The organism is Providencia sp. PROV116, from assembly GCF_028482485.1.
Classification (GTDB): domain Bacteria; phylum Pseudomonadota; class Gammaproteobacteria; order Enterobacterales; family Enterobacteriaceae; genus Providencia; species Providencia rettgeri.
In genome coordinates this window covers 181805-199504 of sequence record NZ_JAMPQO010000010.1, presented here as the reverse complement: position 1 = coordinate 199504, position 17700 = coordinate 181805, and the positions used below count along the sequence as shown (strand labels likewise).

General features: G+C 40.7%; 14 protein-coding genes. 2 read left to right on the top strand and 12 right to left on the bottom strand.

Annotated features, from left to right (window positions below; genetic code table 11):
* Positions 1-112: 112 nt before the first annotated feature.
* The 3 genes from argO to PSE72_RS07975 form a co-directional block, all read right to left on the bottom strand.
* Entirely contained in the window at positions 113-748 is a 636-nt protein-coding gene (gene argO / locus PSE72_RS07985) for an arginine exporter ArgO (RefSeq protein ID WP_198641443.1), read from the bottom strand.
* Between the two features lie 195 nt (positions 749-943).
* Positions 944-1816 (bottom strand): small-conductance mechanosensitive channel MscS, encoded by an 873-nt coding sequence (mscS, locus tag PSE72_RS07980; protein WP_004913087.1) that lies wholly within the window; start codon positions 1814-1816, stop codon positions 944-946.
* Between the two features lie 140 nt (positions 1817-1956).
* On the bottom strand, positions 1957-2322 hold the full coding sequence (locus PSE72_RS07975; protein ID WP_115166888.1) for a YacL family protein: 366 nt from the start codon (positions 2320-2322) through the stop codon (positions 1957-1959).
* 188 nt (positions 2323-2510) lie between these two features.
* Here PSE72_RS07975 and PSE72_RS07970 point away from each other — a divergent pair, with 188 nt between their 5' ends.
* Positions 2511-2888, top strand: coding sequence for a VOC family protein (locus tag PSE72_RS07970; RefSeq protein WP_109912927.1), 378 nt, complete (start codon positions 2511-2513; stop codon positions 2886-2888).
* Positions 2889-2954: 66 nt separating this feature from the next.
* On the opposite strand, the gene acnB is transcribed toward PSE72_RS07970, so the two are convergent.
* The 9 genes from acnB to nadC all read right to left on the bottom strand — a co-directional run bounded on the left by acnB (position 2955) and on the right by nadC (position 16997).
* The gene (gene acnB, locus PSE72_RS07965; protein ID WP_109912928.1) at positions 2955-5552 is read right to left on the bottom strand and encodes a bifunctional aconitate hydratase 2/2-methylisocitrate dehydratase; all 2598 of its coding nucleotides are present in this window, start codon (positions 5550-5552) and stop codon (positions 2955-2957) included.
* 441 nt (positions 5553-5993) lie between these two features.
* A complete protein-coding gene (locus PSE72_RS07960; protein ID WP_109912929.1) occupies positions 5994-6347 on the bottom strand; it encodes a VOC family protein in 354 nt (117 codons plus the stop codon).
* 129 nt (positions 6348-6476) lie between these two features.
* Positions 6477-6761, bottom strand: a complete 285-nt coding sequence (locus tag PSE72_RS07955) for a hypothetical protein (protein ID WP_109912930.1) — start codon at positions 6759-6761, stop codon at positions 6477-6479.
* Between the two features lie 3 nt (positions 6762-6764).
* Positions 6765-7961 carry a hypothetical protein gene (locus PSE72_RS07950; RefSeq protein ID WP_109912931.1) on the bottom strand — a complete coding sequence of 399 codons (1197 nt, stop codon included), beginning with the start codon at positions 7959-7961 and terminating at the stop codon, positions 6765-6767.
* A gap of 290 nt (positions 7962-8251) precedes the next feature.
* Positions 8252-9679 carry a dihydrolipoyl dehydrogenase gene (gene lpdA, locus PSE72_RS07945; RefSeq protein WP_004913111.1) on the bottom strand — a complete coding sequence of 476 codons (1428 nt, stop codon included), beginning with the start codon at positions 9677-9679 and terminating at the stop codon, positions 8252-8254.
* Positions 9680-9883: 204 nt separating this feature from the next.
* Complete coding sequence (aceF, locus tag PSE72_RS07940) at positions 9884-11749, bottom strand: pyruvate dehydrogenase complex dihydrolipoyllysine-residue acetyltransferase (protein WP_115166885.1); 1866 nt, start codon at positions 11747-11749, stop codon at positions 9884-9886.
* A gap of 13 nt (positions 11750-11762) precedes the next feature.
* Positions 11763-14429 carry a pyruvate dehydrogenase (acetyl-transferring), homodimeric type gene (aceE, locus tag PSE72_RS07935; RefSeq protein WP_004913119.1) on the bottom strand — a complete coding sequence of 889 codons (2667 nt, stop codon included), beginning with the start codon at positions 14427-14429 and terminating at the stop codon, positions 11763-11765.
* Between the two features lie 170 nt (positions 14430-14599).
* Positions 14600-15370 (bottom strand): pyruvate dehydrogenase complex transcriptional repressor PdhR, encoded by a 771-nt coding sequence (gene pdhR, locus PSE72_RS07930; RefSeq protein ID WP_004261987.1) that lies wholly within the window; start codon positions 15368-15370, stop codon positions 14600-14602.
* Positions 15371-16094: 724 nt separating this feature from the next.
* Entirely contained in the window at positions 16095-16997 is a 903-nt protein-coding gene (gene nadC / locus PSE72_RS07925; RefSeq protein WP_110732100.1) for a carboxylating nicotinate-nucleotide diphosphorylase, read from the bottom strand.
* Positions 16998-17103: 106 nt separating this feature from the next.
* Between nadC and ampD the strand changes: the two genes are divergently transcribed.
* On the top strand, positions 17104-17646 hold the full coding sequence (gene ampD, locus PSE72_RS07920; protein WP_110732286.1) for a 1,6-anhydro-N-acetylmuramyl-L-alanine amidase AmpD: 543 nt from the start codon (positions 17104-17106) through the stop codon (positions 17644-17646).
* Positions 17647-17700: the final 54 nt, after the last annotated feature.

Sequence of the window (17700 nt, the reverse complement as noted above, 5' to 3'; positions counted from 1 at the left end):
TAATTAGTACAAACTATCCCTGAGCTCAATTTAACAGTAACACATGAAACAAAAAGTACAGTCAGAATAATGAGAAATTGAACGTTATTGCTTGTCTGTTGAAGATATATTGTTATTGAGAAAGCAAACCTAGTCCTTTAAGCCCCTGTATAGCGAGTTGAAATGCAATAAACCACATCACACTACCGACAAAAACATTAATAATGCGCTGTGAACGCGGTTTATTTAACACGGGTGAAAACCAAGCAGCAAGTATCGCTAATGCAAAAAACCAAACAAAAGAAGCTGTTAGAGCACCCGCCGTAAACCAAGGTCTCAGCTGGCTTTCTAATTGCCCCCCCACACTGCCCAAGACAACGAAGGTGTCTAAATAAACATGAGGATTTAGCCAAGTGACAGCAAACAATGTGACAATCACTTTCCATCTCGTGATAGCCCGGTTTTCCGTTTGAAGTATGACCTCATCAGGGCTGAGAGCAGTACGAAACGCACCATAGCCATACCACATAAGAAATGCTACGCCAGCCCATGTAATCAACTGCATTAATATTTCAGACTGGCTTAATAAAGCGCTCCCACCAAAAACACCCGCGACAATTAAAGCGGTATCACTTAATGCACATAATAATGCGCTCATTAAATGAAACTGCTTTCGACTGCCTTGCTGCAAGACAAAAGCATTCTGTGGACCTAAAGGTAATATCATTGCAGCACCTAGCAGTGCACCCTGTAAATAGATTGAAAACATGCATTAATTCCGGTTTTTTATTCAATTAATATGCATGAATATTAATGAGAAAAAATCATTAGTGGAAATGATTAAGTCTAATAGGTCATAAGCATCACTTATAACTAAAAACAATTCAGTAAGAAAAATAGAGATGTGAGAAATGAAAAGAGCCCATCAAAGACAGGCTCTTATTTTTAATGATACTGCTAAATATTACTCTGCAGGATCTTGTTTGATAGACGTATTTTGTTTATGAACATGAACATCCATTTGTGGGAATGGAATGCCAATATTATGTTTATCCAATGCTCGCTTAAACTCCTCAAGCAAATCCCAATACACCGGCCATGCATCACCATTGGTGGTCCAAAAACGTACTAAATAATTTAATGAGGATGGCGCCATATCATGTAAACGGATAGTCACGCCTTTAGCATGCTGAATACGGCTATCCGCAGCGACGATATCCCCTAATACTTTTTTCACCACATCAATATCAGAATCGTAAGCAACACCAACAATAATATCTTGGCGGCGATTAGGCTCACGACTGGTATTAATAATGTTATCGGCAATTATCTTTCCATTAGGAATAACAATAATACGGTCATCTGCCGTTCTTAGCGTCGTTGAAAATATTTGTACATTTTGCACTGTGCCTTCAACTGCACCAATCGAGACATATTCTCCCGCTTTTAGTGGTCTAAATACCACCAGCAAAACACCTGCTGCAAAGTTACCCAGTGAGTTCTGTAACGCTAAGCCAACCGCTAAACCGGCCGCACCCATGACCGCAATCACAGAGGCAGTTTGTACGCCAATTTTCCCTAATACAGCAATTAAGGTGAACGCAACAATGGTATAGCGTGCAATCGCCGATAAAAAGTCACTGACTGTTGAATCAATTCCCTTCATGGTCATCACGCGATGTAAACCACGTCCGACCCATTTTGCAATCATCATCCCGACAATCAAGATAACGATAGCAGACACGATATTCACAACATACTGAACTAACAGATCTTGGTTTGCCACAAACCAATTCGTTGCATCATTCAACGCGCCTGTAACATCATCAGTATTCATATATATGCCCTTTAGGATCCAATTATCAATATTAATCCCAGCCAATTAATCTTTAACAAAGCGTTTAATGGCTGGCCGCACACTGCAAATAATAGCGGTGATTTATTGAAACACAAAACAAATCACTAAATAAAATTATTTTATCTATTTTCCATAACAAAAATACGATAATCTTTTAACATTAATAAGAAGTCATCAATACCGCAAAATGCAACACTTTCATTATCATAATAACTCATGCCTTCTTCCAACCCTTCTGTTTCAAATGATAGTTGGTTGGCACGGATCATCACTTCTTCATCATCAAGCAATAATGTATATTCGTGACCAATAAGCTCCCATTGTTTTTCACTACCTTTAATTTTTTCATAATTTTCTTCAATAGCATCTAACAGACTAAGGTCATTTTTAACCTCTTCGTTAAGCCAATATCCAATAGCCTCATGATCCATCGAGAATTTAGCGGAGATAGCTCCGGTGATATCTTGGAAAAATTGGTAGTCCATATGCAGTCCCTCACTCTTGCGTTGTTGAAGCTAGTATAACGCGAGTCAAACCGCTTTGTTGAGAGGTATTACCACCAGAAAAAATAAAACGGAGTAAAGCATCGGTTTCAACACATAAATCATATGATTCATTTACTATTAAATAGGCAAATAACTAAAATAGTCATAGTTCAAGCATAGGGGCCATAATGATCAATCGCTTAGACCATATAGTGCTAACCACAACCAACCTTGATGCCTGCATTGACTTCTACCAACGCGTATTAAAAATGGAAGTTGTTACCTTTGGTGAACAGCGCCACGCGCTAAGTTTCGGGCAACAAAAAATCAATATCCACCAATATGGAAAAGAATTCGAACCCAAAGCGCACTTGCCTGTGCCAGGCTCACTCGATTTATGCTTTATTAGTGATATACCGCTGTGTGACGTACAAAAACAGATTGAACAACAAGGTGTAAAAATTATCGAAGGACCAGTAAATCGTACTGGGGCAACTGGGGCGATCAGATCAATTTACATACGTGATATCGATTTAAATTTAATCGAAATTTCTGAATATATTTAACTAACTTATTAAGTTGAAGCAAAAAAGGCTCCTAAATCAGGAGCCTTCATGACTAATATTACCTGATTACACGGCTGTTTGGAAAATCACGCCATCCGCTTTTTCGGTATATTGCGATAATTGGTCAAAGTTCAGGTAACGGTAGGTATCCGCTGCTGTTTCATCGACCTTATCCATAAATTGCAGATATTCTGACGGTGTTGGTAAACGACCTAATAAGGAAGCGACCGCAGCCAGTTCTGCTGATGCGAGATAAACATTCGCACCTGTCCCTAAACGGTTCGGGAAGTTACGCGTCGAAGTGGAAACAACCGTTGCACCATCTGCCACACGTGCTTGGTTACCCATGCACAGAGAGCAACCAGGGACTTCAATACGCGCTCCACTCTTACCAAAAACGCTGTAATAACCTTCTTCGGTTAACTGTGCTGCGTCCATCTTAGTTGGAGGCGCAACCCATAAACGTGTTGGTAATTGGCCTTTGTGGGAATCCAATAACTTACCTGCTGCACGGAAGTGACCGATGTTTGTCATACAAGAACCGATGAAAACTTCATCAATTTTCTCGTTTTGAACATCAGATAATAAACGTGCGTCATCTGGGTCATTTGGTGCACACAGAATTGGCTCTTTAATATCATTGAGGTCAATTTCAATCACTGCTGCGTATTCCGCATCTGCATCACCTTCTAGCAGCTGTGGATCCGCTAACCAGCTTTCCATTCCTTTGATACGGCGTTCGATAGTACGACGATCGCCATAACCTTCAGCTATCATCCATTTTAATAGAACGATATTCGATTGCAGGTATTCGATAATTGGCGCTTTATCCAATTTGATAGTACAACCCGCCGCTGAACGCTCAGCTGACGCATCCGCTAATTCAAACGCTTGTTCAACTTTGAGCTCAGGTAAGCCTTCAATTTCTAAGATACGGCCAGAGAAAATGTTTTTCTTACCTTTTTTCTCTACGGTCAGAAGGCCGTCTTTAATTGCATACAGTGGAATTGCATGAACGAGGTCACGTAATGTGATACCCGGCTGCATTTCACCTTTAAAGCGAACCAATACTGACTCAGGCATATCCAGAGGCATCACCCCTGTTGCTGCAGCAAATGCGACTAAACCTGAACCCGCAGGGAATGAAATACCAATTGGGAAACGCGTATGTGAGTCACCACCTGTACCGACGGTATCTGGCAGTAACATACGGTTTAACCATGAGTGGATAATACCATCGCCTGGACGCAGAGAAACACCGCCACGGTTCATGATGAAATCAGGTAAGGTGTGGTGTGTTGTCACATCAACAGGTTTTGGATATGCCGCGGTATGGCAGAATGACTGCATGACTAAATCTGCAGAGAAACCCAAGCAAGCCAAGTCTTTGAGTTCATCACGGGTCATTGGGCCAGTTGTATCTTGTGAACCTACAGAAGTCATTTTTGGCTCACAATATTCGCCAGGGCGAATACCTGGACGACCACAAGCACGACCAACCATTTTTTGTGCTAATGAGAAACCACGATTGCTTTGTGCAACGGATTTCGCGTGACGGAACACATCTGTTGCTTCTAAGCCCAGAGATTCACGTGCTTTACTGGTTAAACCACGGCCGATAATCAGTGGAATACGACCACCTGCACGAACTTCGTCAATCAGCACATCTGTTTTTAATTCAAATGTTTCTAGCAGCTCGCCCGTTTCATGGTTACGAACTTCACCTTTAAATGGATAGATGTCAATCACATCGCCCATATTCAGTTTAGAAACGTCCACTTCAATCGGTAATGCACCCGCATCTTCCATTGTATTAAAGAAGATTGGTGCAATTTTGCCACCTAATACCACCCCACCACCACGTTTATTTGGTACAAATGGGATATCGTCCCCCATAAACCACAGCACGGAGTTAGTCGCTGATTTACGAGAAGAACCGGTACCGACTACGTCACCCACGTAAGCTAATGGGAAACCTTTTTTATTCAGCGCATCGATTTGCTTGATTGGGCCAACATTGCCCGCATCGTCTGGTTCAATACCATCGCGCGCGTTTTTCAGCATTGCTAACGCGTGTAATGGGATATCTGGACGTGACCATGCATCAGGTGCTGGCGATAAGTCATCTGTGTTAGTTTCACCAGTCACTTTGAACACAGTAACTGTCATTTTTTCTGCTAGCGCAGGGCGCTCTTTGAACCACTCGGCATCTGCCCATGATTCAATAACTTGTTTCGCGTGAACATTTCCCGCTTTCGCTTTTTCTTCTACGTCATAGAAGTTATCAAACATCAGTAAGGTGTGGGAAAGTGCTTTAGCGGCGATTGGTGCTAGTTTTTCGTCATCCAACGCTTCAATCAGTGCGTGGATGTTATATCCGCCCTGCATGGTACCTAACAGTTCAATGGCTTTTTCAGGGGAGATAAGAGGGGAGGAAGTTTCGCCTTTCGCTATCGCGGCTAAAAATCCAGCTTTTACGTACGCTGCTTCGTCAACACCAGGGGGGACGCGGTTGGTCAGCAGATCTAACAGGAAATCTTCTTCACCTTTGGGTGGGTTTTTGAGTAACTCTACCAGTGCAGCTACTTGTGACGCATCTAATGGCTTAGGGACAATCCCTTGAGCGGCACGCTCGGCTACGTGCTTACGGTATTCTTCTAGCACGACGTTCTCCTCGCTTCTTTGTTATTTATATACCCGGCTGTCTGCACCATACTGACAAAATTATCATCCGGTGCCAGGTCAGAGGAATTTGCTCGCATAATCTCAATGGCGGTAAAATTATGCCCAGCTTCGGGCGATCAGCATAGCAGAATTTAAACGTAATGTTAATTCATTCACAAGAAAGCAACATTTAACTACTAACTTTACGCCTTAACACTTCATTACTGGTTAGTTTTCAGCTTAAGATACTATTAACCATCGTAAAACGCCGAAAAAACCATACTTTTTATAATGCATTTTAAAATTTAAAGCACCCTAATTAGTGCCTTTTTTCATCAGCTATCACAAATTATATTTTTTATCGCAATTTTATTTATATTACTAATTGATAAGGTAAATCATTGCGATTGGTTTTAATTTTTTTAAATATTTTAATTGATTTTATTGTCCTTTTAGGCCAATTAAATTACCAAATGGATCTTCCAGTTGGCACATTCGATTGTTACTATCTATTAACATTGGCCCGCGATACAGTTTTGCCCCTAGTTGAGTGAAACGCTTAAAAGCCAAATCAAAATTATCGACTTGCCAATACAATACCGTCCCTTTTTTACCTTCGCTCACTTTGGCATCGGCTTGAACCACTTCTATCGTGAAGTCTCCGACATGCAGTAAGGTGAAATCAAATTCAGGCAAGTATTCTGCCTTTGCTTGTGGAAAAGCTTGCTGATACCAAGCCAAACCCGCTTGAACATCAGGTACATGAATTAAAATTGCAGTAGGTTTTAGTTCCATAGCGCTTTCTTATTGATATGTATTATTTTGTTTTATCTACACGAATGATTGAAAGTTAGTAGATGTAGATAAGGTGAAAACAATAGCCAAACCAGCATTTGCCTACACCTTTAGCATCATCAAGTCAGATCATATTGCGTGTTTTTCTGATAAATAACGAAGAATGGCTGATATATTTTTTAAGTTATATTTTATGAGTAATTCATTTTCTTTAGCTTTACATAGCATCTCATAATCAGCCTCTAACTGCCCAATATCTAACTGAGCCGGCTCATTGTAAATATCATAAATAGATTCAGAAGGCACATTCCAATAAAAATCTGCTTCTAAGTCTATATTATCCATTCCCTGTACTTTCATTTCTTTGAAAATGGCTACTATAGCCTCTTCCAGTAGACTCAGTTCTATTTTCATATTTTAACCTTTACCATTCTTAATTTCATTTATGTTCTTTTCAAATGTTTTAATTTCTTTTTCTAAATGCTTAATTCGCCCATCAATAATGCGTTGCCTAACCGTATTATTGGGCGCATTCTTAAGGTGTCCTTGGTTATCAAAAGCATCTGGATTACGTCGATAAGCGGCTAATTTCTCTTTATGTAATCTTACTTGCCCCCTCAAAGACTGTATTGAACGCCTATCTGATGTACTTAAGTTATTATCAGGCTCCCATCCGTCAGGGCTTCCTGAGCCAGTCCCGCCTAGCGCTATTCTATCAGAATCTGATAACTCCGTTCCCACATTTGGATTTTTTGCTGCTTTATCTAAATCATTTGAGCAACTCATGCCAAAAGAGCAATCAAACGTTTCCGCTAGGCCATCACGAATATTGCCTAATGTCTTTTCGACACCTTTTACTATGTTGCTGTTTGCCGTTTGTGTGACTTGCGTATTTAAACCAACACCATGAGGTAATGTAGGAACATTCGGAGAGGGAATAGCAAACATGCTACTTTGGGCTATTTTCAGCTTATTTAATTCATTTACATTAAACTGAATTTTATCCGTAATACTTTTATGTTGTTTTTTAATTTCGAGCAATTGATTTCTAGCATCACGGTCAGCTCGCTTATTAACCGCATCTATATAGAGATCTATATCATCAAAAGGAAACCTCGGTATACCCGGTATATTATCGTCAAAATCCTCTGCGAGGAGCCTGTCCCTATCTTCAATTGTGCGAAATTTAAAGGTTGCTGAAATTTTTAAATCTGAGGAGTCTGAAGATTGAAAATGCCATTTGTATGTACAAGGATATTTTTGTGGATCAATGATAAATTTCCAGCCAGGCGATTTTTCAATCTCCGCAATATCCTTTCTTAAAGTAATTAAATTATTTTCAATTAATGTTTGTTTAGATTTTAAATCATCCTTAATTTTAATCGAAGGATTTTTAAAGATATCGACTTTGTGATTACCAACATCATCATGGATATCAGCTAGTTTTATATTATCATAAAGATTTTCATGTAAAATACATTTTAATTTTTCATACCTCCCTGTTAAATCAATATCTTCATGAGTATTATCATAGTTATTAAAATAATCATTAAAATGTTCTCTTGGATTGTTTCCCCATACAGTTATTGTACCGAGGTGTGTCACATCATCCATAAACTAACTTCCTTATTAGTTATAAAAAATAGAATAAAGAAATTAGAATTTAATATTTTTATAGTCAACTAACCGTTATTATTAATAAAGATTCGGTCATTTAAAATTAAACACATATTACTTATAAAATGATTAATATTGATTTCAATAAATAATTGAACGGAACATGTAATTATTTATTTATATTCACAAAAACAAAAAAAGCCAACGTGTTTCCACATTGGCTTCTCTATATGCATTAGCGATAAACCGCCTACTAGAGAGGCTATTTACCACGACGAATCAGAAAATTATTTTTTCTTTTTCGCTTTTGCGTTTGGTAAATCAGTAATGCTACCTTCGTAAATTTCAGCAGCCATACCGATTGATTCGTACAGTGTTGGGTGAGCATGGATAGTCAATGCTAAATCTTCAGCATCACAGCCCATTTCAATTGCTAGGCCGATTTCACCCAGTAATTCACCACCATTCACACCGACAACCGCACCACCGATAACACGGTTAGATTGCTTGTCGAAAATCAGCTTAGTCATACCTTCAGAGCAGTCAGATGCGATTGCACGACCTGATGCTGCCCATGGGAAAGTCGCAACTTCATAGCTGATGTTTTGTTCTTTCGCTTCTTTCTCAGTTAAACCAACCCAAGCAACTTCTGGTTCAGTATAAGCGATAGATGGGATAACTTTCGGGTCAAAGTAATGTTTCAGACCAGAGATAACCTCTGCAGCAACGTGACCTTCGTGAACACCTTTGTGAGCCAACATTGGTTGACCAACGATATCACCGATAGCGAAAATATGCGGAACGTTAGTACGCATTTGTTTATCGACATGGATAAACCCACGATCGTCAACTTCAACGCCTGCTTTGCCTGCATCTAAGTTTTTACCGTTAGGAACACGGCCAATTGCCACTAGTACAGCATCATAACGTTGTGGTTCTGCGGAAGCTTTTTTACCTTCCATAGAAACATAGATACCGTCTTCTTTCGCTTCAACGGCTGTAACTTTAGTTTCTAACAATAGGTTGAATTTTTTACTGATTTGTTTGGTGAATACTTTAACCACATCTTTGTCAGCCGCTGGGATGACTTGGTCAAACATTTCAACCACATCGATTTGAGAACCCAGTGCATGATACACAGTCCCCATTTCTAAACCGATGATACCCCCACCCATAACCAGCAGACGCTCAGGAACTTCTTTCAGTTCTAATGCATCGGTTGAATCCCAAATACGTGGGTCTTCATGTGGAATGAATGGTAATTGAATTGGACGGGAACCCGCAGCAATGATTGCGTTATCGAAATTGATAGTTGTGCTACCATTTTCACCTTCAACAACCAGCGTGTTGGCACCTGTAAATTTACCTAAGCCGTTAACCACGTTAACTTTACGGCCTTTAGCCATACCAGCCAGACCCCCCGTCAGCTGATTAATTACTTTTTCTTTCCATAAGCGAACTTTGGAAATGTCAGTTTTTGGCTCACCAAAAACGATACCGTGTTCTGCTAAAGCTTTTGCTTCTTCGATCACTTTTGCAACATGGAGTAAAGCTTTAGAAGGGATACAACCAACGTTTAAACAAACACCACCAAGGGTTGAATAACGTTCTACTAAAACAGTTTCTAAACCTAAGTCAGCGCAACGGAAAGCCGCAGAATAGCCTGCAGGGCCTGCACCAAGCACAACGACTTGGGCTTTAATTTCAGTACTCATCATGACCTCTTTTTGTTTTGTCCAGCGGTACTGCTGAATAAACGATCTTCCACTGGAAAAGTACACACCGAGAGCAGTTTACAGAATTGTTAACACCCTGAAAAGGCTCATTTCGTGATGTAACTCCCAACCTTTCGTAGCAGCAGCAAAAAACTCTGCCTCAGCCTAAATAAAACAGACCGGCTCATTCGCCGGTCTTATTATTTACATCACTAAACGGCGAATATCGCTCATTAATTGCCCTACCAGGGTGATGAAGCGCGCTCCATCAGCCCCATCGATGACACGGTGGTCAAAGGACAGTGACATTGGCAGGATCAGGCGAGGAACAAACTCGCTACCATTCCAAACAGGTTTCATTGAAGAACGTGACAGCCCCATAATAGCAACTTCAGGTGCGTTCACGATTGGTGCAAAACCGGTAGTTCCGATACCACCAAGGCTTGAAATCGTGAAGCAGCCACCTTGCATATCAGACGCAGTCAATTTACCTGCACGCGCTTTCTTAGAAACTTCCATCAGTTCGCGAGATAACTCTAAAATACCTTTTTTGTTAACGTCTTTGAATACAGGAACAACAAGGCCATTTGGAGTATCGACTGCAATACCGATGTTGATATATTTTTTCAGGAACAGACGCTGCGCATCTTCAGAAATGGAGCTATTAAAGCGTGGCATTTCTTCCAGAGCACGAGCAACCGCTTTCATGACAAAAACTAATGGTGTGATTTTCACATCCAGTTTTTTCTTCTCAGCTTCTTTGTTTTGTTGCTTACGGAACTCTTCAACTTCAGTGGTATCCACTTCTTCCATCAGTGTAACATGTGGGATCATCACCCAGTTACGGCTTAAGTTAGCGCCAGAAATCTTTTGGATACGCCCCAGTTCAACTTCTTCGACTTCACCGAATTTGCTGTAATCCACTTTCGGCCATGGCAGCATACCTGGTAAACCGCCACCTGCAGCTGCAGGAGCTTCCGCACGTTTTACTGCATCTTTCACGTAAGCTTGAACGTCTTCACGCAGGATACGGCCCTTACGTCCAGTACCTTTCACTTTCGCTAAGTTAACACCAAATTCACGCGCTAAGCGGCGAATGACTGGAGTTGCATGGATGTATGCATCGTTTTCAACAAATTCAGTTTTGTTGTCAGTTGCTTTCGCTGGCGCAGCTTGTGCAGGAGCTGCCGCAGGAGCCGGAGCAGACGGTTGAGCAGCTGGAGCCGCTGCTGGTGCTGCACCTGCCACTTCAAAGGTCATGATCAGCGAGCCAGTTTTCACTTTATCGCCAGTCGCAATCTTGATTTCTTTAACTGTTCCCGCAAATGGTGCTGGGACTTCCATTGAAGCTTTGTCGCCTTCAACCGTAATGATTGATTGCTCAGCGGAAACAGTATCACCCACTTTGACCATCACTTCGGTAACTTCAACTTCATCGCCACCGATATCTGGAACGTTAACATCTTTAATTGCTGAAGCGGTTGTAGCTGCTGGTGCCGCTGCTTGTGCAACTGGAGCCGCAGCAGGTGCCGCGCCTGCAACTTCAAATACCATGATCAGCGAGCCAGTTTTCACTTTATCGCCAGTCGCAATTTTGATTTCTTTAACCGTTCCAGCAAATGGCGCAGGAACTTCCATTGAGGCTTTGTCACCTTCAACAGTAATTAAAGATTGCTCAGCTTCGACTTTGTCACCGACTTTAACCATGATTTCAGTAACTTCAACTTCATCGCCACCGATATCTGGTACAGCGACATCTTTAGATGCTGCTGCGCTTGGTGCTGCCGCTGGAGCCGCTGGGGCTTCTGCAGGAGCAGGCGCAGGCGCTGCTGCACCCGCCTCCGCTTCGAATACCATGATTAATTTGCCTGTTGTCACTTTATCGCCAACAGCAATTTTAATTTCTTTTACCACACCCGCTTGTGGCGATGGGACTTCCATAGAAGCCTTATCACCTTCAACGGTAATAAGCGATTGCTCAGCTTCTACTTTATCGCCAACTTTAACCATCACTTCGGTGACTTCAACTTCATCAGCACCGATATCAGGCACTTGGATTTCAATAGACATTGATTTTTACCTCTTATGCCAAACGTGGGTTAACTTTATCTGGGTTGATGTTGTATTTTTTAATCGCTTCTTCAACGACTTTTACATCAATCTCACCACGTTTAGCTAATTCACCTAACGCTGCAACGATCACATAGGATGTATCCACTTCAAAGTGGTGACGCAGGTTTTCACGACTGTCTGAACGACCGAAACCATCTGTACCCAGAACACGGTAATCACTTGCAGGAACATATGTACGAACTTGTTCTGCGAACAGTTTCATGTAGTCAGTTGATGCAACTGCTGGTGCATCATTCATCACTTGTGCAATGTATGGAACACGTGGTGCTTCAGATGGATGCAGCATGTTCCAACGCTCACAGTCTTGGCCATCACGAGCCAGTTCAGTGAAAGAAGTCACGCTATAGACATCAGAACCAATTCCATATTCTGCAGACAGAATATCAGCGGCTTCACGTACGTGGCGCATCATGGAACCTGAACCTAACAGCTGAACTTTACCTTTGCTACCTTCAACAGAAGCCAGTTTATAGATACCTTTACGGATACCTTCTTCTGCACCTTCTGGCATTGCTGGCATGTGATAGTTTTCATTCAGCGTAGTGATGTAGTAGTAAACGTTTTCTTGTTTCTCACCGTACATACGTTCTAAACCGTTTTGCATGATCACCGCAACTTCGTAAGCGAAAGCTGGGTCATAAGAAATACAGTTAGGAATAGTCAGTGATTGAATATGGCTATGACCATCTTCATGCTGTAGGCCTTCACCATTTAGTGTTGTGCGGCCTGAAGTACCACCGATTAAGAAACCGCGTGCTTGTTGGTCACCCGCTGCCCACATCAAGTCACCAATGCGTTGGAAACCAAACATTGAGTAGTAGATATAGAATGGGATCATTGGCAGGTTGTTAGTGCTGTATGATGTCGCAGCCGCTAACCAAGAAGAACCCGCACCCAGCTCATTGATACCTTCTTGCAGGATTTGACCTTTCGAGTCTTCTTTATAGTAAGCAACTTGCTCACGGTCTTGCGGAGTATATTGCTGACCTTTAGGACTATAGATACCGATTTGACGGAACAGACCTTCCATACCAAATGTACGCGCTTCATCCGCGATGATTGGTACTAAACGCTCTTTGATCGATTGGTTTTTCAACATGACGTTCAGCGCACGAACAAACGCGATAGTTGTTGAAATTTCTTTAGATTGTTCTTCCAATAATTGGCTGAAATCTGCCAGTGCAGGGATATCTAGTTTTTCGTCAAAGGTTGAGCGACGAGCGGGTAAATAACCACCTAACGCTTGACGGCGCTCATGCAGATATTTGTACTCTTCGGAATCTTTTTCAAACGTAATGTATGGCAGTTTTTCAATTTGCTCATCAGCGACTGGTACATTGAATTGATCACGGAAATGACGAACGCCATCCATGTTCATTTTCTTCACTTGGTGAGCAATATTTTTACCTTCTGCTGTTTCGCCCATACCATAACCTTTAATGGTTTGCGCTAAAATAACAGTTGGTTTGCCTTTAGTTTCTTGTGCTTTTTTGAATGCAGCATATACTTTCTTCGGATCGTGACCACCACGGTTCAGAGCCCAAATTTCATCATCAGTCATATCTTTAACTAATGCTGCAGTTTCTGGGTAACGATTAAAGAAATGCTCACGAACGTATGCACCGTCACGTGATTTAAAGGTTTGGTAGTCGCCGTCTAAGGTTTCGTTCATTAATTGAACAAGTTTACCGCTCGTGTCTTTACGCAGTAATTCATCCCAACGGTCGCCCCACATAACTTTGATAACTTGCCAGCCAGCACCATTAAAGATACCTTCTAGTTCATTAACAATTTTACCATTACCTGTAACTGGGCCATCTAAACGTTGCAGGTTACAGTTGATAACAAATACTAAGTTATCTAATTTATCGCGAGTCGCGATAGTAATTGCACCTTTAGATTCTGGCTCATCCATCTCACCATCGCCAAGGAATGCATATACGCGCTGAGCTGATGTATCTTTCAGTCCGCGGTTATCAAGGTATTTCAGGAACTTAGCTTGATAGATAGCATTAATTGGACCCAGACCCATTGATACGGTCGGGAACTGCCAGAAGTCAGGCATTAATTTAGGGTGTGGATAAGAAGACAGACCATTTCCACCAATTTCTTGACGGAAGTTATTCATTTGTTCTTCAGTTAAGCGACCTTCCAAGAACGCACGTGCGTAAATACCTGGAGAAATGTGGCCTTGGAAGAAGACTAAGTCCCCGCCGTCATTGTTATTGTGCGCGCGGAAGAAGTGGTTAAAGCACACTTCATACAAAGTTGCTGATGACTGGAAAGAAGCCATGTGGCCACCCAGCTCTAAGTCTTTTTTGGAAGCACGTAAAACAGTCATTACTGCGTTCCAACGAATTGCAGAGCGAATACGGCGCTCTAAATCCATGTTACCAGGGTATGCCGGCTCATCTTCAACAGCTATTGTGTTGATGTAATCAGAATGACCAGATGCGCCAGCGGCAATATTAACACCGCCTTTACGTGCTTCGCTTAATACCTGTTCGATAATAAACTGAGCACGATCAACACCTTCTTCACGGATGACCGATTCAATCGCCTGTAGCCAGTCGCGAGTTTCAATCGGATCCACGTCATTTTTTAACATATCTGACATGGTGTATTCCTTATCTGTTATCTATTTTATATGTTTATGTGGAGCCTATCTTCCTGCTATTTTTCAGTTGCCGTAAAACAGCGGGAAGATAGGCCCTGATGTAGTTGCCGCTTTAACTCTCAATTAGAGTATTCACAATAATATAGACGCAGCAGTCAGGATCTATATTATTAATTCAAATCAGGATGTTGCTGTAACCGACGTAAAGAACGTTCTCTGCGAGTTTGCTCTCGGCTAATATCCAACAGTAAATCTTCGATAAAGGCTAAGTGACGATGAGAAGCTTCACGTGCCTTTTCGGGCTCTCTTGCCATTATAGCGGCAAAAATCTGTGCTCGATGTTCACTAACTGCTTTATACATTTCTTTACGGGTATATAAGAACTCAAAATTCTGACGAATATTTTGTTCTAACATCGGGATCATACAGCGCAATAGGTGTAGTAAAACGACATTATGAGCGGCTTCAGTTACAATTAATTGATATTGTAATACCGCATCTGACTCTGCTTCTAATCCACCATTTTCTTGCGCTGTCTTAATTAATTCATAGCTTTGGCGAATCCGCTCAAGATCCTCATCTGTACCACGAAGTGCCGCATAATATGCAGCGATACCTTCAAGGGCATGACGAGTTTCAAGAAGATCGAATTGAGATTCAGGATTGCCTTCAAGTAGCTGAGCTAAAGGGTCACTAAAGCTTTGCCACATTTTCTTTTGCACGAATGTTCCGCCACCTTGGCGGCGAGATAAAAGGCCTTTCGCCTCTAACGTTTGAATTGCTTCACGCACTGATGGCCGAGATACGTCAAACTGTTTTGCAAGTTCGCGCTCAGGAGGCAGCTTTTCGCCAGGGCGTAGTGTCCCTTCGAAAATAAGATGTTCGAGACGCTGCTCTATTACATCTGATAACTTTGGTTGGCGAATTTTACCGTAAGTCATAATCTGCCATATTCATGAGTGAGTAATTATTGATTACGTATTACCCAGTGTTAATTGGTAATACCAATTTATTTATGGGTTAATAAAGTAACAAAGTATTCACTATCTGTCCATAAAGACCTTGCGCTAAATCATAAAATCCTGCAAATCTTAACAATTTTTTTTAAAATTTAGCATGAATTGATAACTAAATATGCAATTTGACATGACATATTTTAACATTAAAACCGATTTATTATGCTGAAAAATAGAAACTGAATCGTTAAACCAACCAATTAATTGAATTTAAATTCACCAATAATAATTATTTAACCACATAATGCCATTGATAGTACTTTTTACTCATCAAGACCACAGTGATGTTAATAAATCGTTAAATTCACAACCGATTTTAAACTTAACTTAAATTCTCTTGGTTAAATTACACTCAAACCGATTCCTTATCATCTTAGAATAAAGTTGATGTAGAAAATAAAATAGCGTTGTAATGTTTCAATTGATAGGTGGATAAAAGAAATGCAAATGGGTCAATTGACTAGGGGCTACAAAATATTTTGTTGTAACCCCATAAAGATTTAAATCAACACTTAGATACTGTTAATCAACGAATGATCTAGATTCCTAAAGCCTACTTAACGTAAATAGCCACTCAAGATGAAACTACATCAACAATACTATAACTTAGGATCTCAGCTGAGGCAGCTTCGTGTATTAACCAAATTACTTACTGATTTTTATCAATAAAACGCATAGACAAATCCATGGCTTTAATATGTTTGGTTAGCGCACCAACAGAAATAAAGTCAACCCCTGTTTCTGCGAACTCTTTTATCGTATCTAATGTGACATCGCCTGAAACTTCAAGTGCAGCTTTACCTGCCGTTAACACCACAGCTTCTTTCATCATGACTGGAGTAAAGTTATCTAACATGATGATATCCGCTTGCGCTTTTAAGGCTCGTAATAACTCATCTAAACTTTCAACTTCAATTTCTATAGGGACATCTGGATGCACGCTACGCGCTAATTCAACAGCTCGTTCGACTGAACCAGCTGATATAATATGGTTTTCTTTTATTAAGTAGGCATCAGATAAACCTAAGCGATGGTTAACCCCCCCCCCCATCAATACCGCATATTTTAAAGCGGTCCTTAAGCCCGGAATAGTTTTACGTGTGTCAAGTAACTTCGCTCTTGTACCAGTGATTTGTTTTACATATTCAGCAGTTATACTTGAAACAGAAGAGAGCGTTTGAATGAAATTCAAAGAGGTGCGCTCACCTGTTAATAGAATTTGGGATGGGCCCTGCATCTCACAGAGAACTTGGTTAGGAGTAACAGTTTCACCGTCTTGAACTTTCCAATCAATTTTGACTTGCCCGCCAAGTTGAAGAAAGACCTCATCTAACCATTGCTTCCCACAAAAAACGCCATGTTCGCGAGTAATAATTCGAGCACTCGCTTGCGCATCTATATTTAACAGCTGACCAGTGATATCTTTTTTATAATCAATAGACTGACCTAAATCTTCTTTCAAAGCCACGCTGACCATAAAAGGAATATCAATTTGTAACCGCTCAAAAAGCATTTCACGTCTTTGCTGTTCATCATATCGCCGTATCGTCATTTTTAACTCCAAAATGTGCACTCGCTTTGTTTCATCTATGCTAATCTTTTCGTTTGCAGATAACGAGTGTTAACAAAAAAGAAAAGAGAATACTATGGATAACGATATGAAAATACACAATGGTTGGCTAAATAATGTGACTCATATCCCTTCTCCACACCATGATGAGCGCCCCACGAATACCATACCTTCTCTGTTAGTCATTCATAATATCAGCCTTCCACCAGGCCAATTTGGTGGCCCTTATATAAACCAATTATTTACAGGGACTTTAAACCCTGATGAACACCCATTTTTTAATGAAATCAAACATCTTCGAGTTTCTGCTCATTGCTTAATACGCCGTGACGGCACCATCATTCAATATGTCCCCTTTCATTTACGAGCTTGGCATGCTGGGCAGTCTTCCTACCAAGGCCAAGAAAAATGTAACGATTTTTCTATTGGTATTGAATTAGAAGGCACTGATTTTGAACCATTTACCGAAGTACAATATCAATCCCTTACTTATTTAACTAATTTACTTATAATTGAGTACCCACTAATTAAAAATAATATTACCGGCCACAGTAATATTGCTCCTGGTCGCAAAACAGATCCTGGACCATTTTTTGATTGGACGCATTATAAAAGTAAATTAAATAATTAATGATTCAATTATTATTCCGGGTAATATCTATATTGATCTTACCCGTGAATACAA

What these genes read in the sequence shown, in the direction of transcription:
- argO (WP_198641443.1), bottom strand. Translation starts at nt 748, where the DNA reads ATGTTTTCAATCTATTTACAGGGTGCACTGCTAGGTGCTGCAATGATA.
- mscS (WP_004913087.1), bottom strand. Translation starts at nt 1,816, where the DNA reads ATGAATACTGATGATGTTACAGGCGCGTTGAATGATGCAACGAATTGG.
- PSE72_RS07975 (WP_115166888.1), bottom strand. Translation starts at nt 2,322, where the DNA reads ATGGACTACCAATTTTTCCAAGATATCACCGGAGCTATCTCCGCTAAA.
- PSE72_RS07970 (WP_109912927.1), top strand. Translation starts at nt 2,511, where the DNA reads ATGATCAATCGCTTAGACCATATAGTGCTAACCACAACCAACCTTGAT.
- PSE72_RS07960 (WP_109912929.1), bottom strand. Translation starts at nt 6,347, where the DNA reads ATGGAACTAAAACCTACTGCAATTTTAATTCATGTACCTGATGTTCAA.
- PSE72_RS07955 (WP_109912930.1), bottom strand. Translation starts at nt 6,761, where the DNA reads ATGAAAATAGAACTGAGTCTACTGGAAGAGGCTATAGTAGCCATTTTC.
- PSE72_RS07950 (WP_109912931.1), bottom strand. Translation starts at nt 7,961, where the DNA reads ATGGATGATGTGACACACCTCGGTACAATAACTGTATGGGGAAACAAT.
- lpdA (WP_004913111.1), bottom strand. Translation starts at nt 9,679, where the DNA reads ATGAGTACTGAAATTAAAGCCCAAGTCGTTGTGCTTGGTGCAGGCCCT.
- aceF (WP_115166885.1), bottom strand. Translation starts at nt 11,749, where the DNA reads ATGTCTATTGAAATCCAAGTGCCTGATATCGGTGCTGATGAAGTTGAA.
- aceE (WP_004913119.1), bottom strand. Translation starts at nt 14,429, where the DNA reads ATGTCAGATATGTTAAAAAATGACGTGGATCCGATTGAAACTCGCGAC.
- pdhR (WP_004261987.1), bottom strand. Translation starts at nt 15,370, where the DNA reads ATGACTTACGGTAAAATTCGCCAACCAAAGTTATCAGATGTAATAGAG.
- nadC (WP_110732100.1), bottom strand. Translation starts at nt 16,997, where the DNA reads ATGACGATACGGCGATATGATGAACAGCAAAGACGTGAAATGCTTTTT.
- ampD (WP_110732286.1), top strand. Translation starts at nt 17,104, where the DNA reads ATGAAAATACACAATGGTTGGCTAAATAATGTGACTCATATCCCTTCT.